This is a genomic window from Nocardia sp. NPDC056100, from assembly GCF_042266325.1.
GTDB lineage: Bacteria > Actinomycetota > Actinomycetes > Mycobacteriales > Mycobacteriaceae > Nocardia.
Map to the genome: position 1 here is coordinate 432,383 of NZ_JBHJVY010000005.1, position 21,847 is coordinate 454,229.

Annotated in this window: 24 protein-coding genes and 1 pseudogene; 17 read left to right on the forward strand and 8 right to left on the reverse strand. The window is 65.9% G+C overall.

Annotated elements, in window-relative coordinates; translation table 11 throughout:
- The first annotated feature begins 2 nt into the window (after positions 1 to 2).
- From ACFC0O_RS38605 to ACFC0O_RS38645, 9 genes are read left to right on the forward strand one after another with little or no spacing between them, the layout of a single operon-like run.
- Positions 3 to 1,061: an MlaD family protein gene (locus ACFC0O_RS38605; protein ID WP_375967017.1), complete on the forward strand. Its 1,059-nt coding sequence runs from the start codon at positions 3 to 5 to the stop codon at positions 1,059 to 1,061.
- On the forward strand, positions 1,058 to 2,065 hold the full coding sequence (locus tag ACFC0O_RS38610; RefSeq protein WP_375967019.1) for an MlaD family protein: 1,008 nt from the start codon (positions 1,058 to 1,060) through the stop codon (positions 2,063 to 2,065). Before ACFC0O_RS38605 ends, ACFC0O_RS38610 begins: the two co-directional genes overlap by 4 nt.
- On the forward strand, positions 2,056 to 3,075 hold the full coding sequence (locus tag ACFC0O_RS38615; protein WP_375967020.1) for an MlaD family protein: 1,020 nt from the start codon (positions 2,056 to 2,058) through the stop codon (positions 3,073 to 3,075). The genes ACFC0O_RS38610 and ACFC0O_RS38615 overlap by 10 nt, the downstream gene beginning before the upstream one ends.
- Positions 3,075 to 4,001, forward strand: coding sequence for an MCE family protein (locus ACFC0O_RS38620; RefSeq protein WP_375967022.1), 927 nt, complete (start codon positions 3,075 to 3,077; stop codon positions 3,999 to 4,001). The genes ACFC0O_RS38615 and ACFC0O_RS38620 overlap by 1 nt, the downstream gene beginning before the upstream one ends.
- The gene (locus ACFC0O_RS38625) at positions 3,998 to 5,005 is read left to right on the forward strand and encodes an MlaD family protein (RefSeq protein WP_375967024.1); all 1,008 of its coding nucleotides are present in this window, start codon (positions 3,998 to 4,000) and stop codon (positions 5,003 to 5,005) included. The genes ACFC0O_RS38620 and ACFC0O_RS38625 overlap by 4 nt, the downstream gene beginning before the upstream one ends.
- Positions 5,002 to 5,952, forward strand: a complete 951-nt coding sequence (locus ACFC0O_RS38630) for an MlaD family protein (RefSeq protein ID WP_375967026.1) — start codon at positions 5,002 to 5,004, stop codon at positions 5,950 to 5,952. Before ACFC0O_RS38625 ends, ACFC0O_RS38630 begins: the two co-directional genes overlap by 4 nt.
- Positions 5,953 to 5,967: 15 nt before the next feature.
- Positions 5,968 to 6,627, forward strand: coding sequence for a hypothetical protein (locus ACFC0O_RS38635; protein ID WP_375967028.1), 660 nt, complete (start codon positions 5,968 to 5,970; stop codon positions 6,625 to 6,627).
- A gap of 59 nt (positions 6,628 to 6,686) precedes the next feature.
- Complete coding sequence (locus tag ACFC0O_RS38640; RefSeq protein ID WP_375967145.1) at positions 6,687 to 7,268, forward strand: TetR/AcrR family transcriptional regulator; 582 nt, start codon at positions 6,687 to 6,689, stop codon at positions 7,266 to 7,268.
- Positions 7,265 to 7,927 carry a TetR/AcrR family transcriptional regulator gene (locus ACFC0O_RS38645; protein WP_364633531.1) on the forward strand — a complete coding sequence of 221 codons (663 nt, stop codon included), beginning with the start codon at positions 7,265 to 7,267 and terminating at the stop codon, positions 7,925 to 7,927. The genes ACFC0O_RS38640 and ACFC0O_RS38645 overlap by 4 nt, the downstream gene beginning before the upstream one ends.
- Here the strand turns inward: ACFC0O_RS38645 and ACFC0O_RS38650 are convergent.
- The gene (locus tag ACFC0O_RS38650) at positions 7,897 to 8,676 is read right to left on the reverse strand and encodes an SDR family NAD(P)-dependent oxidoreductase (RefSeq protein WP_375967030.1); all 780 of its coding nucleotides are present in this window, start codon (positions 8,674 to 8,676) and stop codon (positions 7,897 to 7,899) included. The genes ACFC0O_RS38645 and ACFC0O_RS38650 overlap by 31 nt on opposite strands.
- A gap of 41 nt (positions 8,677 to 8,717) precedes the next feature.
- Here ACFC0O_RS38650 and ACFC0O_RS38655 point away from each other — a divergent pair, with 41 nt between their 5' ends.
- On the forward strand, positions 8,718 to 9,677 hold the full coding sequence (locus ACFC0O_RS38655; protein WP_375967032.1) for a MerR family transcriptional regulator: 960 nt from the start codon (positions 8,718 to 8,720) through the stop codon (positions 9,675 to 9,677).
- Here the strand turns inward: ACFC0O_RS38655 and ACFC0O_RS38660 are convergent.
- Together ACFC0O_RS38660 and ACFC0O_RS38665 are read right to left on the reverse strand one after the other, a co-directional pair.
- A complete protein-coding gene (locus ACFC0O_RS38660) occupies positions 9,654 to 10,823 on the reverse strand; it encodes an erythromycin esterase family protein (protein ID WP_375967034.1) in 1,170 nt (389 codons plus the stop codon). The genes ACFC0O_RS38655 and ACFC0O_RS38660 overlap by 24 nt on opposite strands.
- A gap of 53 nt (positions 10,824 to 10,876) precedes the next feature.
- Positions 10,877 to 11,467: an isochorismatase family protein gene (locus ACFC0O_RS38665; protein ID WP_375967035.1), complete on the reverse strand. Its 591-nt coding sequence runs from the start codon at positions 11,465 to 11,467 to the stop codon at positions 10,877 to 10,879.
- Positions 11,468 to 11,578: 111 nt separating this feature from the next.
- On the opposite strand from ACFC0O_RS38665, the gene ACFC0O_RS38670 reads away from it, so the two are divergent.
- Positions 11,579 to 12,565 carry a DJ-1/PfpI family protein gene (locus ACFC0O_RS38670; protein WP_364633541.1) on the forward strand — a complete coding sequence of 329 codons (987 nt, stop codon included), beginning with the start codon at positions 11,579 to 11,581 and terminating at the stop codon, positions 12,563 to 12,565.
- 17 nt (positions 12,566 to 12,582) lie between these two features.
- Here the strand turns inward: ACFC0O_RS38670 and ACFC0O_RS38675 are convergent, their stop codons facing one another.
- Positions 12,583 to 13,443 carry a cyclopropane mycolic acid synthase family methyltransferase gene (locus ACFC0O_RS38675; RefSeq protein WP_375967037.1) on the reverse strand — a complete coding sequence of 287 codons (861 nt, stop codon included), beginning with the start codon at positions 13,441 to 13,443 and terminating at the stop codon, positions 12,583 to 12,585.
- A gap of 199 nt (positions 13,444 to 13,642) precedes the next feature.
- On the opposite strand from ACFC0O_RS38675, the gene ACFC0O_RS38680 reads away from it, so the two are divergent.
- Positions 13,643 to 14,554 carry an expansin EXLX1 family cellulose-binding protein gene (locus ACFC0O_RS38680; protein ID WP_375967039.1) on the forward strand — a complete coding sequence of 304 codons (912 nt, stop codon included), beginning with the start codon at positions 13,643 to 13,645 and terminating at the stop codon, positions 14,552 to 14,554.
- 21 nt (positions 14,555 to 14,575) lie between these two features.
- Here ACFC0O_RS38680 and ACFC0O_RS38685 read toward each other — a convergent pair whose 3' ends face one another.
- Positions 14,576 to 15,520 (reverse strand): LysR family transcriptional regulator, encoded by a 945-nt coding sequence (locus ACFC0O_RS38685; RefSeq protein ID WP_375967041.1) that lies wholly within the window; start codon positions 15,518 to 15,520, stop codon positions 14,576 to 14,578.
- A gap of 113 nt (positions 15,521 to 15,633) precedes the next feature.
- Here ACFC0O_RS38685 and ACFC0O_RS38690 point away from each other — a divergent pair.
- Positions 15,634 to 15,867 (forward strand): annotated as a pseudogene (locus ACFC0O_RS38690) (indolepyruvate ferredoxin oxidoreductase subunit alpha); the annotation flags it as partial.
- A gap of 10 nt (positions 15,868 to 15,877) precedes the next feature.
- Here ACFC0O_RS38690 and ACFC0O_RS38695 read toward each other — a convergent pair.
- Together ACFC0O_RS38695 and ACFC0O_RS38700 are read right to left on the reverse strand one after the other, a co-directional pair.
- Positions 15,878 to 16,471: a TetR/AcrR family transcriptional regulator C-terminal ligand-binding domain-containing protein gene (locus ACFC0O_RS38695; protein WP_375967042.1), complete on the reverse strand. Its 594-nt coding sequence runs from the start codon at positions 16,469 to 16,471 to the stop codon at positions 15,878 to 15,880.
- Positions 16,468 to 17,208, reverse strand: coding sequence for a hypothetical protein (locus ACFC0O_RS38700; RefSeq protein WP_375967043.1), 741 nt, complete (start codon positions 17,206 to 17,208; stop codon positions 16,468 to 16,470). Before ACFC0O_RS38700 ends, ACFC0O_RS38695 begins: the two co-directional genes overlap by 4 nt.
- Positions 17,209 to 17,280: 72 nt before the next feature.
- On the opposite strand from ACFC0O_RS38700, the gene ACFC0O_RS38705 reads away from it, so the two are divergent.
- The 3 genes from ACFC0O_RS38705 (at position 17,281) to ACFC0O_RS38715 (ending at position 19,443) form a co-directional block, all read left to right on the forward strand.
- Entirely contained in the window at positions 17,281 to 17,805 is a 525-nt protein-coding gene (locus tag ACFC0O_RS38705) for a hypothetical protein (RefSeq protein ID WP_375967045.1), read from the forward strand.
- A gap of 45 nt (positions 17,806 to 17,850) precedes the next feature.
- A complete protein-coding gene (locus ACFC0O_RS38710) occupies positions 17,851 to 18,405 on the forward strand; it encodes an isochorismatase family protein (protein WP_375967046.1) in 555 nt (184 codons plus the stop codon).
- A gap of 108 nt (positions 18,406 to 18,513) precedes the next feature.
- Positions 18,514 to 19,443, forward strand: coding sequence for an alpha/beta fold hydrolase (locus ACFC0O_RS38715; RefSeq protein ID WP_375967048.1), 930 nt, complete (start codon positions 18,514 to 18,516; stop codon positions 19,441 to 19,443).
- A 33-nt stretch (positions 19,444 to 19,476) separates the two neighbouring features.
- On the opposite strand, the gene ACFC0O_RS38720 is transcribed toward ACFC0O_RS38715, so the two are convergent.
- Positions 19,477 to 20,880, reverse strand: a complete 1,404-nt coding sequence (locus ACFC0O_RS38720) for a wax ester/triacylglycerol synthase family O-acyltransferase (protein ID WP_375967049.1) — start codon at positions 20,878 to 20,880, stop codon at positions 19,477 to 19,479.
- 269 nt (positions 20,881 to 21,149) lie between these two features.
- On the opposite strand from ACFC0O_RS38720, the gene ACFC0O_RS38725 reads away from it, so the two are divergent.
- Positions 21,150 to 21,797 carry a cutinase family protein gene (locus ACFC0O_RS38725; RefSeq protein ID WP_375967051.1) on the forward strand — a complete coding sequence of 216 codons (648 nt, stop codon included), beginning with the start codon at positions 21,150 to 21,152 and terminating at the stop codon, positions 21,795 to 21,797.
- Positions 21,798 to 21,847: the final 50 nt, after the last annotated feature.

Sequence of the window (21,847 nt, forward strand, 5' to 3'; positions counted from 1 at the left end):
TGATGAGCGTATTCAAGGATCACTCCGGACGCAGTGCCGGACCGTGGATGCTGCGCCTGCGCGGGGTACTGCTGGCGATCGTGCTGGTCGTGGTGACGGTGCTCGTAACCTCCTATGCCCGTGGATCTTTCGAGGATCGCTTCCAGATCACCATCGATGCGGCCACCCTCGGCGAGGGTCTCGCGCCGGGCGCGGAGGTGAAGTTCCGCGGCTATGCCATCGGGACAGTGCGCGAGGTCGAGACGGTGGGTTATGGCCATCAGCGCATTCAGGTGCAGATCGACCGCTCCCAGGCCGCCGCACTCACCGATGATGTGACCGCGCGCTTCACCTCTTCGAATGTCTTCGGTTCCAGCGCAATCGAATTGGTGGCCGGTAAGAACGGCGCGCCCCTGCGCGAGAACGCCGTGCTGCAGATCGGCGAGAACGCCACCAATGCCACCGTCGCGGGCGTGTTCCGGCGTGCGGCCCGGCTCACCCAGGTGCTCGACTCCGATACCGTGCGCAGGCTTTTCGATCTGCTGCTGGACAATGCCGACAGTCTGGGGCCGGTGCTGCAATCGTTCTTCGAGACCGCGCGCATGCTGGCCGACGGTCAGAAGGCCCCGATCGGGCACTACATCGATATCGGTGCGGATATGACCGGTGCGTTCGCCGCGCTGACGCCCTCGGCCGGGCACGCCATCCTGGCGGTGCTCGAGCAGTCCGCGTACTTCGGTGACCCGGACAATCGCGCGCGCACCGATAAGGCCACCGACGGGGTGGATCAGGCTGTGCTGATCGGCATTTCGAATCTGTTGCAGCGCAATAATCCCGAGCTGGAGAAGGTGCTCAGCGGGGTGCTGGATGTGGCGGTGCCGGTGAGCGTTTCGCTCGGCACGGTGGCCCCGGCCTACAACCGGATTCCGAATCTGCTGCGCGCCATGAACGAAGCCTTCCCGGAGGTGGACGGTCACGTGCAGCTGCAACTCGAGCTGATCGTGAAAACCATGCCCTACCTGGCTGATTCGCTGGGAGCTCCAGCGCTGGGAGCTCCGGCGCAGGGAGGTCCGCAGAAATGAACGATATCGCCAAATCCTCCGTCAAACTGGTGATCTTCCTGCTCATCGTCTCGGCCTGTTCGGTCTTCATCGTGACCGCGCTGCGCACCCCGATCCCGGGGGACAAGGTCGGCTACGACGCCGTATTCACCGATGTGTCGGGGCTTTTCGCCGGTGACTCGGTGCGCATGTCCGGTGTCGCGGTCGGCAAGGTGGAGACGGTGGAACTGGACGGCGCACAGGCGCGGGTGCATTTCACCGTCGACACCGACCGGCCCATCTTCGACAACACCAAGGCGGCGGTGCGCTATCAGAATCTGATCGGCCAGCGCTATGTGGAACTGCTGACCGAGGGCAATGGCGGCGCGAAACTGAAAGCGGGCGCGACCATCCCGGTGCAGCGCACCATCGCCAGCTTCGACGTCTCCAAACTGTTCAACGGGTTCAAACCGATGTTCGACACCTTGGATCCGGCGCAGCTCAATCAGTTCGGCGACAATCTGCTGCGGGTGATCCAGGGCGACGGTTCGGGTATCGGCCCGGTGCTCTCGGATCTGGATACGCTCACCAAACACGCCCGCAACAGCGAGGCGGTGATCGTGCTGCTCATCCGCAATCTGGGTCTGGTCTCCGATGAGATCGGCGGTAAATCCCAGGCGGTCGGCGATCTGGTGGCACAGCTGGCCGGGATTCTGCGCCAGTTCACCAGTAAGACCCAGACCATCCTGTCCGCGATCGATTCGGCGAAAGGCGCGCTCGCCCCGCTGATTCCGCTGCTGGAGCAGACCCGTGACGCCTATGACATCGGTTACGGCCCGATCGACGGTCTGCTGCGGCGCTTGGTTCCGCAGACCGACCAGCTCACCCAGATCCTGGCGCTCACACCGCAATTGGTGACCGGTCTGAACGAGAACGTGCCCGGTAACGGGGTGAAACCGCGGATCACCTGCTCCAACGGTGAGGCGGCGCTGCCCGCCCTCGCGGGCGTCATCCTGTCAAATCAGAACCTGGTGGTGTGCAATTGAAGGCGCTGATCCAATACTTCGGGGCGCTGATCCGCGACACCCTGACCGGGCGCGGTGATCAGCAGAAGCAATTGCGCTGGGGCATAGCTGGTGTCGCGGTCTGCGCGGTCGCGCTGCTGATCGCCGGCACCCTGTACGTGGTGCCGTTCGGCCAGCACACCTATATCGCGGACTTCAAGATCTCCGGCGGTGCCCGGGCGGGCGATGAGGTCCGGGTGGCGGGCATCAATGTGGGCAAGATCCGTTCGGTGGACCTGGTCGGCGATCATGTCGAGGTCAGCTTCACCGTGAAATCCGATGTGCGGGTGGGGGATCGGGCCTCGGTCGAGGTCAAGATGCTCACCCCGATCGGCGGGCACTATCTGGCGCTGGTGCCTACCGGGGACAAGACGCTGGGGGCCAAGCACATTCCGCCCGAGCGCACCGGAACCCCGTTCGAGCTCAGCGATATCCTGGACAAGGGCACGCCGATCTTCGGCAAGGTCGATGCGGGCACCATGCGCGATACCGTCGGTGAGCTGAACAAGGCGCTGGCCGGGCAGCCGGACGCGCTGCGCGGAATCATCAACAACGCCAATGAATTGACCGGCATCCTGGCCGATCGCACCCGGCAGCTCAACACTACCCTGCAGATCTCGGACGAATACATCGCCGCCATCGCCGATGACAAAGCGCTCGTGGCCGATTTCGTGCGCCAGCTCGGCGAGGTCGCCGATCAACTCGGAAATCGCAAGGACGATATCGTCACCGTCTTCAACCTGGTGAAGCGGCTGCTGGTGGTACTGGACCGGCCGATCATGGCGTACGGCGATTCCATCGAACCGTCGGTGACGCAGCTGGAGCAGCTGTTCTCGAAGGTATTCGCCGATCCGAATCGGCTGGACACCGTGGTGAACGGTTTGCGCGATGTGATCGCCAAACTCAATGGCCTGCTCGGGGTTCAGGTCAAGGCGAACACACCGGCCGATGGAATTCAGGTGTGCATTCCCTACGAAGGCAAGGCGTGCTGATGCAGTGGACGCGAGGAAGAACAGCGCTCGCCACCGGTGCGACGGTCGTGGTGGCCGTGGTGGTGGCCGCGGGCGTGACCTGGGCGGGGACGGTACGCGAGACCAAACAGAGCGTATGCGCCGAATTCACCGATACCGTCGGGCTCTATCAGGGCAATAGCGTGACCATGCTCGGTGTCGAGATCGGCACCGTATCGAAGATCGAATCGCTCGGTGACCGTATGCGGGTCACCATGAGCATCGGCGACAAGGTGAAACTGCCCGCCGATATCGAGGCGGTCACCATGTCGAGTTCCATTGTGACCGACCGGCATGTGGAGCTGACCAAGCCGTATACCGCCGGACCGAGGTTCGACACCTCGAAATGCATTGCGCTGGACCACACCAAGACCCCCATCGGCATCAGCGAAGCGCTCGATGCCATGGGCAAACTGGCCGGGGATCTGACCGGCGGCGGGAAGGCCGATGACACCCTGCTCAATGACACGCTGACCGCCGCCGACGCGGCGATCAGCGGTACCGGGCCGCAGTGGAACCAACTGCTGCAACGGCTTTCGGCCGTGGTCGGCGATCCATCGCAGCGCGATGTGGTGTTCCGGCGACTGGTCGACAACCTGGACACCCTCACCACCATGTTCGTCAGCAATTGGCCGGATATGGCGCTGGTACTGGACAATCTGCGCGCCGGACTACAACTGATCGGCGACTTCTCCACCGAATTCGCCGGTGCGGTGGATATCGCGGTGGAATTCCTGCCGGTGCTGGCGCGCAATGTCGGCAAATACGATCAGCAGGTCTACGGCTTCCTGGATCTGTATCTGCCGCAGGCGCACGACTTCCTGCAGCAGCACCAGGGCGATATCGCCGCCCTGCTCGCCCAGCTGCCGCCGCTGGCTGCGCAACTACCGGGGGCGGGTGCGAAATGAGGCGTATCGCATCGCGGGTCGTTCCGGCCCTGACCGCGGTCACCCTGCTGCTCAGCGGCTGCGGGGTGCGGGCCACCGATATCCCCATTCCGGGGACCTATCCCAGCGGTGACACCTACACCGTGCGAATCGAATTCGGCTCGGTATTGAATCTGCCTGATCGAGCCAAGGTGATCGCCGACGGTGTCGAGATCGGCATGCTCGATCACATCGATCTGATCGACAATACCGCGGTCGCCACGGTCAAGGTGCACGCGGACGCCAAACTGCCCAAGACCACCACGGCGGAATTGCGGCAGAGCACCATCCTCGGCGATATCCATATCGCGCTGGAAGCGCCGAAGAACGCACCGGCGGTATTCCTGCGCGACGGTGATGTCATCCCGGTCTCGCAGACCGTGCCCGCCACCAATGTGGAGGACATTCTGCGGGCGCTGTCCAATATCATCACCGGTGGACGCTGGGCGGATATCGAACAGCTGGTCACCGATGTGAACGCGGCCTTCCCGAGCGATCCGGCCGAATTGGATCGCATCAATCGGGCCGGGCGCGCGGCGCTGAGCGATATGGCTTCGCACAGTGCCGATCTGGATCGCATCCTGATCTCCGCGCAGCAGATCACCGGCAAGCTGGAGTCCGGGCGCGATGCGGTGGACCGCATTCTCACCTACGGCCCGGAGCGGGCGGCGGGCCTGTCGGCCGTGCTGTTCAACGTGGTGAAGCTGATCATCAGCGGTGGCCAGCTGGCGGGCAATGTCAGCACGCTGGTGCTGCCGCACGTCGGCGATATCCGCTCCATCGTGCAGATCCTGGCCCCGGCCGCGGTGACCATCGGATACTCCGACATCACCCTGTCCCAGAACCTGGACGCCTTCCACAATCTATTGCGGGACAAGCTGATTCCCTTCCTGGAGTCCCCGGATGTGCGAGTGGACCGGGTGTCGGCGGATGTGCAGGCCGATCAGCTGATCACGACCATGCGAGCGCTGGGGATGGTGCCGTGAAACTCTCACTCTCCGGACCGGTGTCACTGGTCCTGCTCATGGTGCTGACGCTGATCTGCGGCAGCTATATGGCGGTCGGCGTGCTGAAACTGGATCCGCGCCGCGATAACAACAGCGTCACCGTCCTGCTGGACTCCTCCGGCGGGTTGATGAAGACCTCCGAGGTGACCCTGCGCGGTATGCCGATCGGCCGGGTGCACAGTATCGGCGCGACGACCCGTGGACTGGCCGTCACGCTGGAATACGATGCCAAATACCGGATTCCGGTGGACAGCGTGGTGCAGATCGCCAACCTGTCGGCGGCGGGGGAGCAGTTCATCGACTTCCGGCCCACCGGTACGGCCGGGCCGTATCTGCACGACGGCAGCGTCGTACCGCAGCGGCAGGTGAAGGTCGCCAGCACCGTCGGTGACGCGCTCGCCAAGCTGGACGCGCTCACCGCGCAATTGGATCCGGTCAAACTCCAACATCTGGCCACCACGGTCGCGGCCGGTTTCGAGGGCCGCGACGCCGATATCGCGAACCTCACCAAGGCCCTGACCGGGACCGCGAATCTGCTGCGGGACAAGCGCGATGCCATCGCCCGGCTGTACTCGAACGTGCAGACCCTCGGCGATCGATTCGACGGCCGCGCGCCCTCGCTCACCGCCGCCGCCGGTGATATCGATTCGGCGCTGCCCGAACTGCTGCACATCATCGCCGCGTTCCAGAACTACTCCTATGTCGGCGAGCATATTTTCGACGATCCGCTGGGGCCGCTGGTCACCCGGATCGATCAGTACCTGTCCATGATCGGCCCGGATCTGGGGTTCATCGCCACCGCGCTGGAACCCTCGACCCGCGCGATCAAACCGTTGCGAGTGGACGCCGGATCGATTGTGGATCTGCTGGCCACGGTATTCCCCGGCGATGGCAAAGCCCATGTCGGCGTTGATTTTCCTCGATAGAGAGAGCAGGCGATCATGAGTGTGAACGAGAACAGCGAATCCCCCGTGGTGCTGGAGAAGACGACCGTGGTGGACGCACCGGTGACCGCGGCCGAACCTGACCGGCCGGTGCGGTTGGCCGCGATCGGCCGTCGCAAGGATACGATCGTACTGTCCGCCGCCGCGCTGCTCGCCGTGCTGGCGCTGGCGCTCGGGGTGCTCTGGTACGGCGCCACCGGCGATCTGAATGCCTTGCGCGCCAACAACTCCGATCGGGATCGGGCCGCCGAGATCGCGACCGACTACGCGACCCGCTCGCTGACCTACGACTACAAGAATCTGCCCGCCTTCTTCGACGGCGTGCAGCGCGATACCTCACAGCCGTTGCGCGATAAGTTCACCCAGACGCACGACGCCCTCACCAAGATCATGACCGGGGCCCAGGTGACCGCCACCGGCAAGGTGATGGGCACCTCGGTGGAGGCCAAGGGCAACGATCAGTACGCGGTCACCGTCTACGCCCTGCAGCGCACCCAGAGCATCCAGCAGACCGATCCGGCCACCAAGCCGAATCTGCTGCTGGTCACGGTCGCCAAGAGCGGCGGCGACTGGCTGGTCGTGGACTTCGGCCCCAAGGACGGGCTCAGCACGGACGGCGTCGCCAAGGACGCGGCCAAGGACGGGGCCGCGAAATAGCCCCGCGCACAGGGCGGCCGCCGCAGCCCGGGCTTCCACTGCGGCGGCGCCGGCAGATCATCGAAGCCGCGTTCGAGGTGTTCACCGCTCAGGGGTACGAGGCCACCGCCATTTCGGCGGTGGCCGCGCGCGCCGGAATCGGCCAGGGCACGGTCTACCGGTATTTCGGCAGTAAGCGCGAAATCCTGGACCATGTCATCGATTTCGGGGTCGAGAAGGTGATCGACTCGGTGCGGATCCCGGATCTGGTCGGCACCGCCAAGAGCCTGGACGACCTCATGGAAGCGTTGCGCATGGCCATACACGGCATGTACGACCTGCTCGAGCGGGAACCACGGGTGCTGCGACTGCTCCTGGTCGAGGCCGGGGCCATCGATCCCGAACTGGCGCAACGGTTGTTCGGCCTGGAGGCGGTCACCGCATCGCTGGTCGCCGGTGAGCTGGCGCGCGGGGTGCGTGAGGGCTGGATTCGCGCTGATATCGATCCGCCGGTGATCGCGCACGCCATCCTGACGCTGGTGGTGCCGGTGCTGCTGCGCGAACTGCACGGCATCTCCGATCCGCGGGCCCGGGAGCGCACCGCCACCATGATGCTGCAATTGCTGGAGAAGACGCTGCGCGCGCGGCGGGCGGCTTCGTGAGCGATCCGGTCCGGACCGCCCGCCATGCCGTGCGCGCGGAGCAGCGGCGCACCGAATTGGTGAGCGCCGCATACGAATTGGTGATGACGCGGGGTTTTCGCGGTATCGGCGTCGACGATATCGCCACCGCCGCGGGCGTCAGCCACGGCACCTTCTACAACTACTTCGAGAACAAGCGGGACATCCTCGACGCGGTCATCGACCACTGCTTCGACCATATCCGTGAGCGTCTGCTCGGACCCGAGGCCGATACGCCGCCCACCTCGATGGCGGACTTCCGGGCCCGCTACGAACGCGTCATCGACCGCTGTTACGACCTGGTCGAGACCGAACCCGGACTGGTGAATTTCCTACTGCTGGAGGCGTCATCGATCGATGATCGGGTGATCGAGCGCTGTATGCACAATGCCCGGCTCTACGGTGTGCAGGCGGTCGAGCAGGTGAGCCGCGGCATGGAACGCGGCTTCCTGGACTCCCGCCTGGACGCCGATATCGCGGGCGAGGTGCTGCTCTCGGTGCTGGTCTCCGCGCTCTTCTCGGCCCTGCGCGGCGGTGCGGACGGACTCACCCGCGAGCGCGTGCGCGGTCAGCTCACCACCTTCCTGATCACCGCGATCGGCGCGGAGGATCAGTGCACGGAGAATCCGCCGTCCACGTGAATGGCCTGTCCGGTGACATACGCCGACGCCGCGCTCGCGAGAAATACCGCCGCACCCGCGAAATCGTCCGGAATCCCATTGCGGCCGACCATGGTTCGCGCGGCCAGCGCCCGCACCCGCTCCGGATCGTCCTGCAACCGCCGATTCAACGGCGTCAGCACGAAACCCGGCACCAGCGTATTGCAGGTCACCCCGTGCGGTGACCAGGTCTCGGCCTGCGATCGGGCCAGTGATTCCAGCGCCCCCTTGGACACCCCGTACGCGCCGCTGTTCACGAACGCCCGATGCGCCTGCTGCGAGGTGATGTGAATGATGCGCCCGAAACCGCGCGCCGCCATACCCGGTCCGAACCGCTGCCCGAGCAGGAACGGCGCGTCCAGATTCACCGCCATGGTCTGATCCCACACGTCCTCGCCGAGTTCGGCGAATGGCGGCCGCAGATTGATCCCCGCGCAATTGACCAGGATATCGGGCTCACCGTAGACCCCCACCGCCTCCTCGGCGGCCGCTCGCACCCCGGCCCGCGTCCCGAGATCCGCACTCACCCAGCTCATTTCGCATCCGTCCACCGCGAATTCGGCGACGGTCTCGGCCAGTTCCGCTTTGCGGCGCGCCACGATGACGACCTTCGCCCCGGCCTGCGCGAGCGCCCCGGCGATACCGCGCCCGATGCCCGAACTGCCCCCGGTGACGAGCGCGACCCGCCCTTCCAGCGAAAACAGCCCTGCGAGGAAATTTTCCGTAGTCACCGCTTGAGTCTCCATCAGGGGGAGACAGCAAGCTATATCGCATGGACGACGAAGCGCTCTTCACCATCGGGGCCCTGGCCGAACGGACCGGCCTCACGGTCAAGACCATCCGGTTCTACGCGGATCGCGGAATCGTGCCGCCCACCGAATTCACCCCCGCCGGCTACCGGCTCTACGACGCCGCGGCGGTGGCCAAGCTCGAACTGGTCCGGACGCTGCGCGATCTGGGGGTTGATCTGGCCACCATTCGCCGGGTGCTGGCCGATGAGATCACCGTGGCACAGGTGGCGGCCGTTCATGCGCAGGCCCTGGATCTGCAGATCCGGGTGCTGCAACTGCGGCGCGCGGTGCTGCGCGCCGTTGCCAAACGAGAATCCGACCCACGGGAGATGACCCTCATGCACAAGCTCGTTCAGCTCTCCGATGCCGAACGCCAACGCCTCATCCACGATTTCATCGATGACACCTTCGGCTCGGCCGACGGCAATCCCGAGATGGCGGAACTGGTGCGCACCGCCATGCCGGAGTTGCCCGAGGATCCGGAGCCGCATCAGGTCGAGGCGTGGATCGAGCTGGCCGATCTGGTGCAGGACCCCGATTTCCGTGCGGCCGTGCGGCATATGGTCGAGTACCAGGCCAGGGAGCGCGCCGGCGGTGAAACCACCGGACTGCATCACGATCTCACCGAGGCGGTGCGCACCGAGGTCGGCGCGGCGCTCACGGCGGGCCTCGACCCCGAATCCGGCGCGGCGGCAACGGTTCTCGACGGTCTCACCGCCCGCTACGCCGAGACCTTCGGCAAGCCGGACGACACCGAGCTGCGCCGCTGGATGCTGGAGCGGCTCGGTATCGCCAATGATCCACGCGTGGAACGCTATTGGCGACTGCTCGGCGCCATCAACGGCTGGCCGCCGCTGCCGGATATGTCGCCGATCTTCGGCTGGTTCGCCGCCGTGCTGCGGGCGCACCCGGCCGGATCAGGAGAACCAGTGCAGCGGTGAGACTTCGCGGACGTGGATCAGCACGTCGAAGGCGGCGGACAGCGATGCCACCGCGATGAACGCCGCGGTGTCCTGGGCCGGGTTGTAGACGCCGCTGATGACCCGCAGCTTGGCCGGGCCGATGGGATCGGCGGCGCGCAGATCGGACCAGTGCACCGGCAGTTCGGACGATCCGAGCACGGAATCCACGAAATCCGGTGCGGGGGAGGGGATATCGACTATGCCCACATCGCCGTGGTGGAAGCCGATGGCGATGGAGGCGTAGTCGTCGCCGTAATGCCCGCGCAGCACGCTGCCGACGGTCGGCGGGGTGTCCGCGGTGGGTTGCTCACCCAGCGTGGTGGCGGCGCTGTGCGCGATGCCATCCCAGTACACGATGCGCTGTCCGGTGGCGATCCGGTGGTCGATGATCGTGGTCGCCCAGATCGCGTCATCGCCGACGAAGCTGCCGCGCCCGGCCACACTGTTGCGGTGGAAATCCACGATCGCCCGCATCGCGGCCCGCGCCTCATCGGAGATCTTCAGTGAATTGACCAGGGTGGCAGCGTCTTCGGCGCGCTCCCGGAAGGCGCGGCCGGGATGGATGCCCTGGGCGCGCTGCACATGCTCATCGGTATCGTGCGCGGTGCGAATCGGGTCCAGATGAGCGGCGAGTTCGGCCAGCAGTTCCGGTGCGGCCTGCCGCACGGCTGCCAGCACCAGGTCGTAATCCGCCGGTTTCGCCTGTGCCGGTTTGACGGCGATGATCCGCACCGGATCGGCGGGATGCTCGCGATTGAAATCCCGAATCCAGTCCAGCGCGGTCGCCATCTCCGCGTGCCGCCAAGGCCCCCAGGCGTTTTCGAGCGCCGTGGTGGCCGACCCCGCACCGGTCACCACGTAGTCGTCGAGCACGGCGGCCACATCCGCGCTGTCCTGGAGCGCCACCGTGCGAAACCCGTACTGCTGCACCAGCAGATGGAACAGCGCATCGCGAATGGCGAAGGTCTCGGGTGCGAACCGGGTCGATTCGCCGATGCCGACCACCTGGGCGGTGGCCACCGAGCGCGCGATTTCCGCCAGCCCGGCCGCATCCAGCGGCCGGATCGGCAGATCGGACAGGGCGAAACCGGCGGAAGGCAGTGCCGGAGTGGAGGTCGCGTTCATACCGCCACTCTCGTACCTGAACAAAGGTTCAGGTCAAGGGGCTGTGACCGGCGCTACTTCAGCTCCGAACCCTTGGCCACGACCACCGCGTACACGTCGCCGATGGTGGCCAGCGCGGCATTGTGCAACTGCTCGGCCGAGACCTCGGCCACGGCGGTGGACAGCGGGCGGGTGGCGCAGGCATCGGCGACGACGGTCGGCGCATTACCGCGCAGGAACGCGCCCTCGGCGGTGAACTGCACGCACATATGGGTCATGAAGCCGATGAGGATGACATTCTTATTGCCCGCCGCGTCGATTCGCTCGCCGAGATCGGTGTCGATGAAACTGTTCGGCGCGGTCTTCACCACCACCGCCTCACCCTCGAGGGCCGCGACACGGGGGTGGATCTGCCCGATCTCGGCGGTGATGTCGTAGGCCGTGCCCTCGCCGCCGTCATTGATGACGTGGATGATCGTCGATCCGGCCGCGCGGGCCCGAGCCAGCAGATCGGCCGCGGCGTCGAGCGCGGCTTCCCAGCCGGTGAGTTCCATGACACCGCGCGTGTAGGTGTTCTGGTAGTCGATCAGGACGAGGGTCGAATCGGCGAGCGAAGCCGGAGTCTGATCGAGACCGTCGAGCTCACGCAGCGTGGTGGAAGCCATGGAACATCCTTTCGGGAAGTGAATGTCTATCACGCTAGGCCCGAATCGGCGTGTCGGAAATGTCATGTAACCTGCAAATCCGGACATCACCCGAATCGCAGCGGAGCGGCCATGCGCACCAAGGAACGCCTGATCGTCGTCGTCCTGTTCGAGGGCGTGGACCTACTCGATGTCACCGGTCCGCCGGAGGTGTTCGCGCTGCTGGAGCGCGAGGTGGATGCGCCGACCGGATATCGGGTGCTGCTCGCGGCCGAGACGATGGACCCGATCACCACCTCGGCGGGGGTGCGGGTATTGCCGGACAGCACTTTCGAGGACATCGCTGCGCGCGCCATCGATACGCTCATCGTGCCGGGCGCGGTCGAGGTCGACGCCGACCGCCGGGTGCGCGCGGTCTGCGATCCCATGGTGGTGGGCTGGGTGAAAGCCCTGTCCGCCCATGCCCGTCGGATCGCTTCGGTCTGCGTCGGCGCGCATATCCTCGCCGATGCCGGACTGCTGGACGGTAAGCGCGCCACCACGCACTGGTCCACCGCACAGCAGTTGGCCGCCGACCATCCGGCCGTGGAGGTCGACGCCGATCCGATCTACATTCGCTCCGGCGATGTCTGGACCGGTGCGGGTTTGACGGCCTGCCTGGACCTTTCGCTGGCGCTGGTCGCCGATGACTTCGGCGACGCGGCCGCGCTGCGGGTGGCGCGCCAGCTCGTCATGTATCTCAAAAGGCCAAGCGGCCAAAGCCAATTCAGCGTTTCGCTGGAGCCGCTGTCCACGACGCGGCGGATAGAGGAGTTGCGGCTCTATATTTCCCGGCATATCAGCGAACCGCTGACCGTCACCGATCTGGCCGCGCAGGCGCATGTGAGCGAACGGCAGTTGAGCCGGGTCTTCAAAACCGATCTCGGTATGACCCCGGCCGCGTACATCGAATCCGCACGCGTGGAGGCGGCCCGGAATCATTTGGAAACCAGTGATCACACCCTGGCGCGCATTGCCACGCTGAGCGGCTTCAACACCACCGATACGCTCACCCGCGCCTTTCGCCGCATCCTCGATACGACGCCCACCGAATATCGAAACCGCTTCCGGATCAACTGAGTCCGGTAACCGAGTAGCTATTTGACCAATGTGAATTGCATGACGTCCAGGTGCCCGGCGTGGAAGTAGTGCGCGCAGCCGGTCAGGTATTTCATGTAGCGCTCGTACACCTCCTCGGAGGTGAGGCGGATCGCCTGTTCACGATGGGTTTCCAGGGCCTGCGCCCACAGTTCGAGGGTGCGCGCGTAATGCGGTTGCAGCGAATGAATGCGCTGGGTGTGGAATCCCGCCGCCCCGGCGAGTCCGGTCACCACCGGCGGCTGCGGTAACTGCCCGCCGGGGAAGATCTCCCGCTTCATGAAGATGTGGAACAGCGCGTCCTCCCGGGTGACCGGAATCTGCCGCTCCCGCAATTCGGCCAGCGTGCGCCCGATAATGCTGTGCAGCAACATGCGCCCGTCGGTCGGCAGCATGGCGTGGCAGCGCGCGAAGAACTCCGGATAGCGTTCCTTGCGGAAATGCTCGAACGCGCCGATGCTGACAATGCGATCGGCGCCGCCGGTGTATTCCTCCCAACCCTGCAGCAGCACTTGCGCATCGGTGAGTCCGAGCCGGTCGATGCGGGCGCGCGCGTACTCGAATTGATTGCGGCTCAAGGTGAGTCCGATGACCCGCACGCCGTACTCCTGGGCGGCGCGGATCATGGTCGCGCCCCAGCCGCAGCCGATATCGAGCAGGGTCATCCCGGGTTGCAGCTTCAGCTTGCCGAGCGCGAGATCGATCTTGGCGAGCTGGGCCCGCTCCAAAGTCATTGCGGGATCGGCGAAGTAGGCGCAGCTGTAGGTCATGGAGGGGTCGAGGAAGAGTTCGTAGAACTCGTCGGACAGGTCGTAGTGCGACTGCACCTGCTGATAGAACGGCGCGAGATCGGCGGCCATGAGGCGCTCCTGTGGTCGATGGACACCAGGACATACGGGGGCGATGCGCGATGCGTTCTAGATCCATGACACACCGGCGACACTCCGTGCTTTTCACTCCGAGTTTCCGATTCGAGCCCTGTACGACCGGCCAGGCTGCTTTCCTGAAGAGGGTTCAGCATCGCTACAGCAAACACAATTCGGAGGTTGGGGAACAGCCATGCACCGCACAGGACACGAAGAGGTCCGGTCCGGCAGACCGTGGCTGTGGACGGCGCTCGCGGCGCTGGTCGTGGTCGGCACCGCCACCTGGGTGATGCGCCCCGAACCGGTGGCCTGTCGCAGCGCCGCGCCCATCACCACCGTCATTACGCTGCCCCCCACCGCCACCGCGAATTCGGTTACCACGCAGCAGCTTCCGCCGCCGCAGCCCGCGCCCGCCCCCGAGGCGGCCGAGGCGCGCTATTACGCGTTCGGTCCCGGCGTCGCCTGTTCACTGCCGGACCTGCCCCTGGACGGCTATTACGTCGGCGTCTCGACCAGCGAATACGACGGCTCCACCCCGTGCGGCTCCTATATCGATATCGACGGTCCACTCGGCAGCGTCCGCGCCCAGATCGTGGATCGCTGTCCGGGCTGCGCCCCGCACCAATACGACCTCAGCAGAGCGGCTTTCGAAGCCATCGCGCACACCATCGACGGTGTCGCCCAGATTCGGATCAATCGCGTGCGCGATCCCAATCCGGCCCCCGAACTCTTCTACCGCGTGCAGCAGAGTTCCTCGGTCAGCTGGATCGGCCTGCTCTTCTCCGGCGGCGGAAATCCATTGCGCGAGGTGGCATTACGGCCGGAATCCGGCGGTGACTTCCGCCCGCTGCGCCGCGGCTACGACAACTACTGGTCCATTTCCGGCCTGGGTGCGGGCCCGTTCACCGCCCGCGTCACCGATGTCTACGATCACGTCGTCGAGGTGCCGGGCGTGGTCATCGACCCGGGTCAGTTGCGCTACACCGGAATTCGGCTCTACGACCTGCCCGATCCGGGGGCCGCCGTCACCACGACGCCCGCACCCGCGCCACCGCCGGTGGTGGTCACGACCGTCGTCGCCGCGCCGCAGCACTGCGCGAAATAGCGCGGCGCTCGAATCCCGGGCCTACGACGCCGCAGGACGCGGCTTACGAGTGCGCGCCGCCTCGATGCGCGCCGCCAATTCCACCAAATCCGCGGCGGGGCCGTTCGGCGGCGTGCGCCGGTGCCAGATGGCACGAAACTTTCTGGTCAGCACCATCGAATCGGCCAGACGCACCTCGCACAGGGTTCCGGCGCGCAGTTCGTGCGCCACGATCAGGCGGCTGACCACCGCGGGTGCGTCACCGTTCCGTGCGGTGGTGAGAATCGCTGCGGCGGAACCGAGTTCGGCTGCGGGCGGAGCCGGTGTGCCGTGCATTTCCAGTGTCTCCCACACCGTATCGCGGGTGCCGGAGCCCCGTTCCCGCCACAGCAGCGGGGTGTCGGCGAGTTCGCGCGAGGTCAGTGCTCGCCGCCGGGACGCCCAGGGATGCGTCGGCGCGACGATGACGACCAGCTCATCGGCGGCGAGTACCCGACTGCCCAATCCCGGTGGCGCGTGCGGTCCTTCGACGAATCCGAGATCGGCCTCGCGCGCGCCGACGGCGGCCGCCACCTGCCGGGAATTGGCCACATCCAGCACCACCGCCAGCTCCGGGCGGATCTTGCGCAGCGCGGTCAGCCAGTGCGGAATGCGGTGGTCGGCAATGGTTGTGGAGGCGACCACGCGCAGTCCGGGGCGACCGGCGCTGTGCAATGCCGCGATCCCGTCATTGAGGGACAGCGCCGCCGCCAGCACCGGCCGGGCGAGTTCGACCACGGCGTGCCCGGCATCGGTGAGCATCGATCCGGTTCGCCCGCGATCCAGCAGCCGCAGGTTCAACCGCCGTTCCAGCGCGGTGATCCGCATGCTCGCGGCGGGCTGACTGATGCCGTGCCGCCGTGCGGCGGCACCGAGGCTCCCGAGCTCAGCCACCGACACGAGCAGGTCCAGGACCTCCAGATCGGGTGTCCCCGGCGGCAATGACATAAGCACAGCTTATGACGTGGGCGTCTGCTGCCCGCTACCCGCGAGCGCGGATGCGCAGCACGATCATGCATATCCGCAGTACGCGGCCCCGAAGTTCGACCGAGGAGCACACCATGACCTTCGTGATAGGCGCCGCCTGCGTAGACGTCCTGGACAAAGCCTGCATCGAGGAATGCCCCGTCGACTGCATCGCCGTCGGTGATCGCATGGCCTACATCGATCCGGATCAGTGCATCGACTGCAGCGGTTGCGAACCGGTCTGCCCGGTCGAGGCCATCTACTACGAGGACGATATGCCTTCCGGCCAAGAGCATTTCATCGCCGAGAACGCCCGCTACTTCGCCGAACGGCGGTAGCTCACGGCCGGTACAGCGTGATGGTGTGCTCGGTGCAGCGGTCGATCAGATCGTCGTCGATCGCCTCCCCGGTCACCAGCAGCCGGAAATACAGTGGTGCGGTGAGGGTTTCCAGGACCGCTCGCGGTTCGGCGTCGGCGCGCAGGGTTCCGGCGGCCCGGGCGCGGTCGATGACCGGCGCGATCTGTGCGAATCGATTGTCCCAGAACGCCGTTCGAGCGGCAGTGAGCTCCGGATCGCCGTCCAGCGCGGCCGCGGTGCCCAGTAGCCGGGCCACTCCGGGGCGGGTGATCAGATCACCGATCTGTTCGAGCACCTGACGCAGATCACCCCGCAGTGCGCCGGTGTGCGGCGGTGGATTGCCGATCTCGGCGAGCTGGGTCACCGCATCGGCGATCAGGGCGGTGCGCGAACCCCAGCGGCGATAGAGCGTGGTCTCGGCGACTCCGGCGCGCACCGCCACACTGCCCAGGCTGAGTCCCTCGATGCCGTGGTCGAGGACCTGGTGCAAGGTCGCGGCGAGCACCGCGTCCCGCACTCGGGCGCTGCGGCCACCGGTGCGTTTGCGCGGCGGTGCCACGGGCTCCGGACTCATTGCGCCGCACCGGTGGTCGCGGCCTCGATCCAATTGGAGAATTCGCAGGCCAGATGCCATCGATGCGCGGCGACCATGGTGGGCAGGGTCGGCAGTGGGAATTCGACCGCCAACCGAGCGTGGAAACCGTTCGGGGTATCGCGGAACTGGTGCCGCACACCGCCGATCGGACTGCCGTTGTGCGACCGCGCCACCCCCGCGACCTGATGGGGAAATGCGCTGTCCGCGACGGTGACCAGGCTGGATACATCGTCGTAGTCGACGAGGAAGTCCGATGCGAGCGGACTGCCGCCGGTGGTCTCGAGCACCTCCTGACCGCGTTCGCCCACACCGAAATCGAAATGATCCGGACAGGCGCGCAGCATCGCGACGGGATCGCCGGAGCCCGCGGCCGCCTCGAACCAGGCGGCGAATTGCGCGGCGGTTCCCGCGGATACCCGGAGGTCGACCACGCTCGTGCGCCGCCGCGGACTCATCCGCGCCTGCGTCCGCGCGATGCGATCGGCCCACCTCACGTCTCGTGCCAGGCGCGCCCGCACCTCGGCCGCACCCAGGTCGAGCTTGGTTCGCAACAGTTCTTCCCGGCGCTCATCGACGCTCCCGCGTCCCGGCGCGGGTAGCCCCAATTTCTTCGCCGCCGCATCGATGCGGCGGTCCTCCCAGGCGAGCACCTCGTCCCGTTCGACGCGACGCCCGCCGATATCGGCCACGATCCCGACCGCACGCGATTCGCTCACGCCGACTCCTTAAAGCTAGAAAAACCACTCTTAAGAGAGGTTAGCACTCCGGCCGCCCGTTAGGATTGCCGAATGCCGACGCTGCTCTCCCGTATCAGCACTCAGTCCGAGGTAACTGAATTCCTCCGCTGGCCCGGTGATTTCGAGCTCGATCGGGCGGACCACGTCGAACCGGTGCATCTCGCTTCGGGCGCTCGGCTGGAGGGCTTCGCCGGGGACGGGAGCGGCGGCACCTTCTTCTTCTGCGGGGAGGGCGGCGATGAGCGGGCGGTGATGTACGCCGATTCGGAGGGGAGCGCGGGGCTCATCGCGGTCGGTCTGCGGGAGCTGTTGCAGCTGCTGTTCGTCGTGCCCTGGTGGCGGGACTGTCCGTCGTTCACCGAGGCGGAGAGTCGCGCGGCCGCGTCGGAATTTCTGGAGGATATGCCCGATTTGGCGGATCTCCGAGATCGAGCGGCCGCCGCGCTGGGGCTCGATCTGCCGACCGAATCCGAAGCGCTGCAACGACTTCGGCAGCGTTCGTCGCAGGCGTCGCGGGACTACGTCCTCGTCCTGACCTCGGAAGGTACGCCCTACGAGCCGCTGTTCGGCGAGTAGCCATTCGCGCCACGGGGCCGGTCACCGGCTCTACCATCGACAGCTGTGACGTCCCCAGCGAATCAACCGAATTCCGTGGTCATCATTGTCGACGCGCAGAATGGCGTCGTCGCCGACGCCTATCGGCGTGACGAGGTCGTCGGCGCGATCGGCCGCCTCGTCGACAAGGCGCGTGCCGCCAAGGTGCCCGTGCTCTGGATTCAGGACGTGGGGGAGAACCGCGCGCACGGGACCGAACCGTGGCAGGTTGTCCCGGAACTGGTTCCGGCCGAGGATGAACTCCGCGTAGACAAGAGCTACGGCGACTCCTTCGAGGACACCGAACTCGAGATGCTCCTCACCCAACTCGAGGCCAGTCGCCTGTACATCGCCGGTGCGCAGACCGACGCCTGCATCAGGTCCACACTGCACGGCTCGTTCGTCCGCGGCTACGACACCGTCCTGGTGGCGGATGCCCACACCACCGAGGACCTGTCCGAATGGGGCGCGCCTTCCCCGGAGGCCGTGATTCGCCACACCAACCTCTACTGGCAGCACACCTCCGCCCCCGGTCGCATCGCGGCGGTAATCCCCACGGACGACATCGAATTCGCCGAATAGCCCGTCCGCTGGGCGGCCGCCGATCCGCCGGTGGGGCGGGATTATGGCATCATCGAGTGAAACGTGTTCTATTTTCGGTAGTTGACGCGGCTCGCAGGGAGGCCCTCGATGACGAACTCCGGTGTGGATTACCAGGCGCAGGACGTGGCGGGTGACAAGCGTGGGCGGCGGCGGTTGTCACCGCGGATCGCCAGGTTGACCGAGGTGCCGCAGGGCTCGATGGTGGAGCTGCCGGGGCGCGGGAGCACCTACGTGGTGGATCTGCCGGGGCCGTCGGCGGATTCGCCGACCGTGGTGCTGCTGCACGGGATGGCCACCACCGCCATGCTGAACTGGTTCCCGTCGCTGCGCGAGCTCAATGAGCGGTATCGGGTGGTGCTGTTCGATCAGCGCTGGCATGGACACGGAATCCGTTCGGAGCGTTTCATTCTCGACGATCTGGCCGATGACGCCATCGCCGTGTGCGAGGTGCTCGGGGTGGAGCGCCCGATTCTGGCCGGATATTCCATGGGCGGTGTGGTGGCGCAGCTGGCCGCGCATCGACAGCCGGACAAGGTGGGCGGAATAGTGCTGGCCGCCACCACCTATCGGTTCCAGGAGACCCGCCGGGAGCGGGCGTTCCATAAGAGCTGGGGCGTGCTGGCCGCATCCTTCGCCGAATTGTCCCTGCGGCGTGCGGAATTGCATAAGCAGAAGCTGCCGTTGCTGCCGGAGTCGTCCTGGCCGGTGGGCCGGATGGATCGCTGGGCCATGTCGGAGATGCGCAGCACGAGTGGCTGGGCGCTGGCGCAGGCGCTGGCGGTGCTGGGGCAGTTCGATTCGAGCGAATGGCTGCCGACCCTGAAAGTGCCGGCGGCGGTGGTCATTACGACCAGGGATCGGGCGCTGCCGGTATTCCGGCAGTTGGAGATGGCGAAAGCCATTCCGGGAGCGGAGATCTTCCTCGCCAAGGCCGGTCATGCGGCCTGTGCACTCGAGGCGGACGTCTTTGTCCCGGTATTCCTCGAGGCCGTGCAATCGGTGGCCGGTCGGCTGTAGGGCGAATCGGGCCGGGCTGTAAGCCGTTACGGCTCAGCTGTTTTCGCGGGCCGCCTTGAGCAGCTCGGTGATCACCTCGGGGACGGCGTCGGCGATCTTCTCGATATCGGGGACCAGCTCCTTGGCGGCGATGAAGCCGAAGTCCAGGTTGCCGTTATTGGAGATGACGGTGGCGGTCAATCCCGCGCCGTGGAAGACCGGCCCGAACGGATACATCGAGGCCACGCGTACGCCCAGGAAATACATGGGGAAGTTGGGCCCGGGCACATTCGAGACCACGAGATTGTGCACCACCGGATGATGCTCGGCCAGCTTCAATGACGAATAGGCGCGCGCGGCAAGCTGAAAGGTGTTGGGCGGGGCGTACTTCGCCCAATCCTGGAGGAAGTCGGCGCCGATGAGATTGTGCTCCTCCTTGGCCCCCTGGTTATCCGCGGCAATGGCCCGCACCCGCTCCACCGGATCGGCGATATCGGTGTAGAGCCGGGAGAAGATGGTCGACACCTTATTGGTGCCCTCGTCATGCCGCGAGGACTCGTGCGTGGACACCGGAACCGATGCGATCAACGAGGTTTCGGGCAGTTCCTCGTGCAGTTCCAGATAACTGCGCAGCGCGCCGCCGACTACGGCCAGCACCACATCGTTGACCTTGACCCCGAACGCGGTCTTTATCTCCTTGATATCGCTCAGTTCCGAGGCCACGAAGGCGGTGGAGCGATGCGGGGTGATTGCGCGATTGAACGGGGTGCGCGGTGCGGTGAACGGCAGTGGCATACCCCGGGTTCCGTCACCGTTGCGCCGCCGCTGCACCAGTCCGCTCAGGATTCCGACGGTCTGCGGCACCATACCGAATATGCCGAGCTTGCCCGGGAATTTGGCCAGCGCTTCGATCCCGAGCGCGAGATCATTGGGTTCGCTTTCGGCGACGGGTGTTTCAGCGGGCGGGTTGTAGGTGACCCCCGGCTGCACATCGCACAGGTGCATCATCATATTGGTGCCGGTGATGCCGTCCACGATGGCGTGGTGGTACTTGGAGATGATCGCCACCTTGCCCTCGGGCAGGCCCTCCACCACCCACATCTCCCACAGCGGCCGGGACCGGTCCAGGGGCCGACCTGCGATATCGCCGGTGACTTCGGCCAATTCGCGTTTTCCGCCCGGTGCGGGCAGCCCCATGCGCCGCACGTGATAGTCGAGATCGAAGCGGGTGTCGCGCACCCACACCGGATGATCGAGGTTGAACGGCACCGCGTGCAGCCGCCGCGTCATGGCGGGGATGAGGTGCAGCCGCCTGCCGAGTTCGGCTTTGAAGTCGTCATAGGAGAATTCGACGCCGTCGGCGCCGGGATCAACTATCAGCAGTGCGCAGACGTGCAGGAGTTGGGTATCGGTTTCGAGATAGAGGAAGCTCGCATCGAGCCCGGTAAGTCGTTCCATACCAACACCCTATGAGAACTGGTTCTATTTTGCGCACCGATTGCGGTAGCCTCCCGTACCCGTTCGAGGCCGGTTCGTTGCCTCAAAGTAGCTTGTAGATAACAAGTTTCGCAGTGATACGGTTGCGCACCGATTGGGTATCTCTCCGGTGGAATGCGTTGCCGCTGTTAACGCCCCTCCCTACCTTGGGTCACATAGCCCGGTGAATTGTCACTTGTCACTGACAAGAGTCACCGGGCTGCTCACAATGGCGTGAGAGGGTGAGAGCAATGGCCGACCGGAAGGTTCTGCTATCTGAGAAATGGCGTATCGCTTGGGTTTTCGCCGCCGCGCTGGTGGTGGCGAGCGTGTTCTTCCCACTACCGCGAGCCCATGCCGACGGATGTTCGGATGTGGACGTGGTGGTGGCGCGGGGCACGGGTGAACCCGGTTGGCTCGGCGATGTGGTGGGCAATCAGCTGTACGGTCTGCTACAGGATCGATTGCCGGCGTCGACCACGGCATACCCGGTCGCCTATCCGGCGGACTACAGCTTCAACGTCGGCGCGGGCACCGCGGATCTGGTGGGGCATATGGCATCCCAGGCCGCATCCTGCCCGGGCCAGCGCTTCGTCCTGGTCGGCTACTCACAGGGCGCGGCGGTCGTGCACGCGGCGCTCGGCACCGGTGCGATGACCGGGTATCCGGGCCGGGTGCAACTGCCCGCCTATCTCGGCGACCGGATCGCGGCGGTACTGCTGTTCGGCGATCCCATGCGCGCCATCGGCTGGACCGTACCCGGTGAGTACGCCGGACGGACCGGAGACTGGTGCACCGGAGGCGATCCGGTCTGCGGCGCCGGATGGAACGCCCCCGCCCATGTGTCCTACAGCAATAGCTTCGTAGCCGCGGCGAACTTTGCCGCAGTGCGCATCTGAGGCCCGGGGGATAAAAGGTCCGGCCCGGTGGGATGATCCCACCGGGCCGG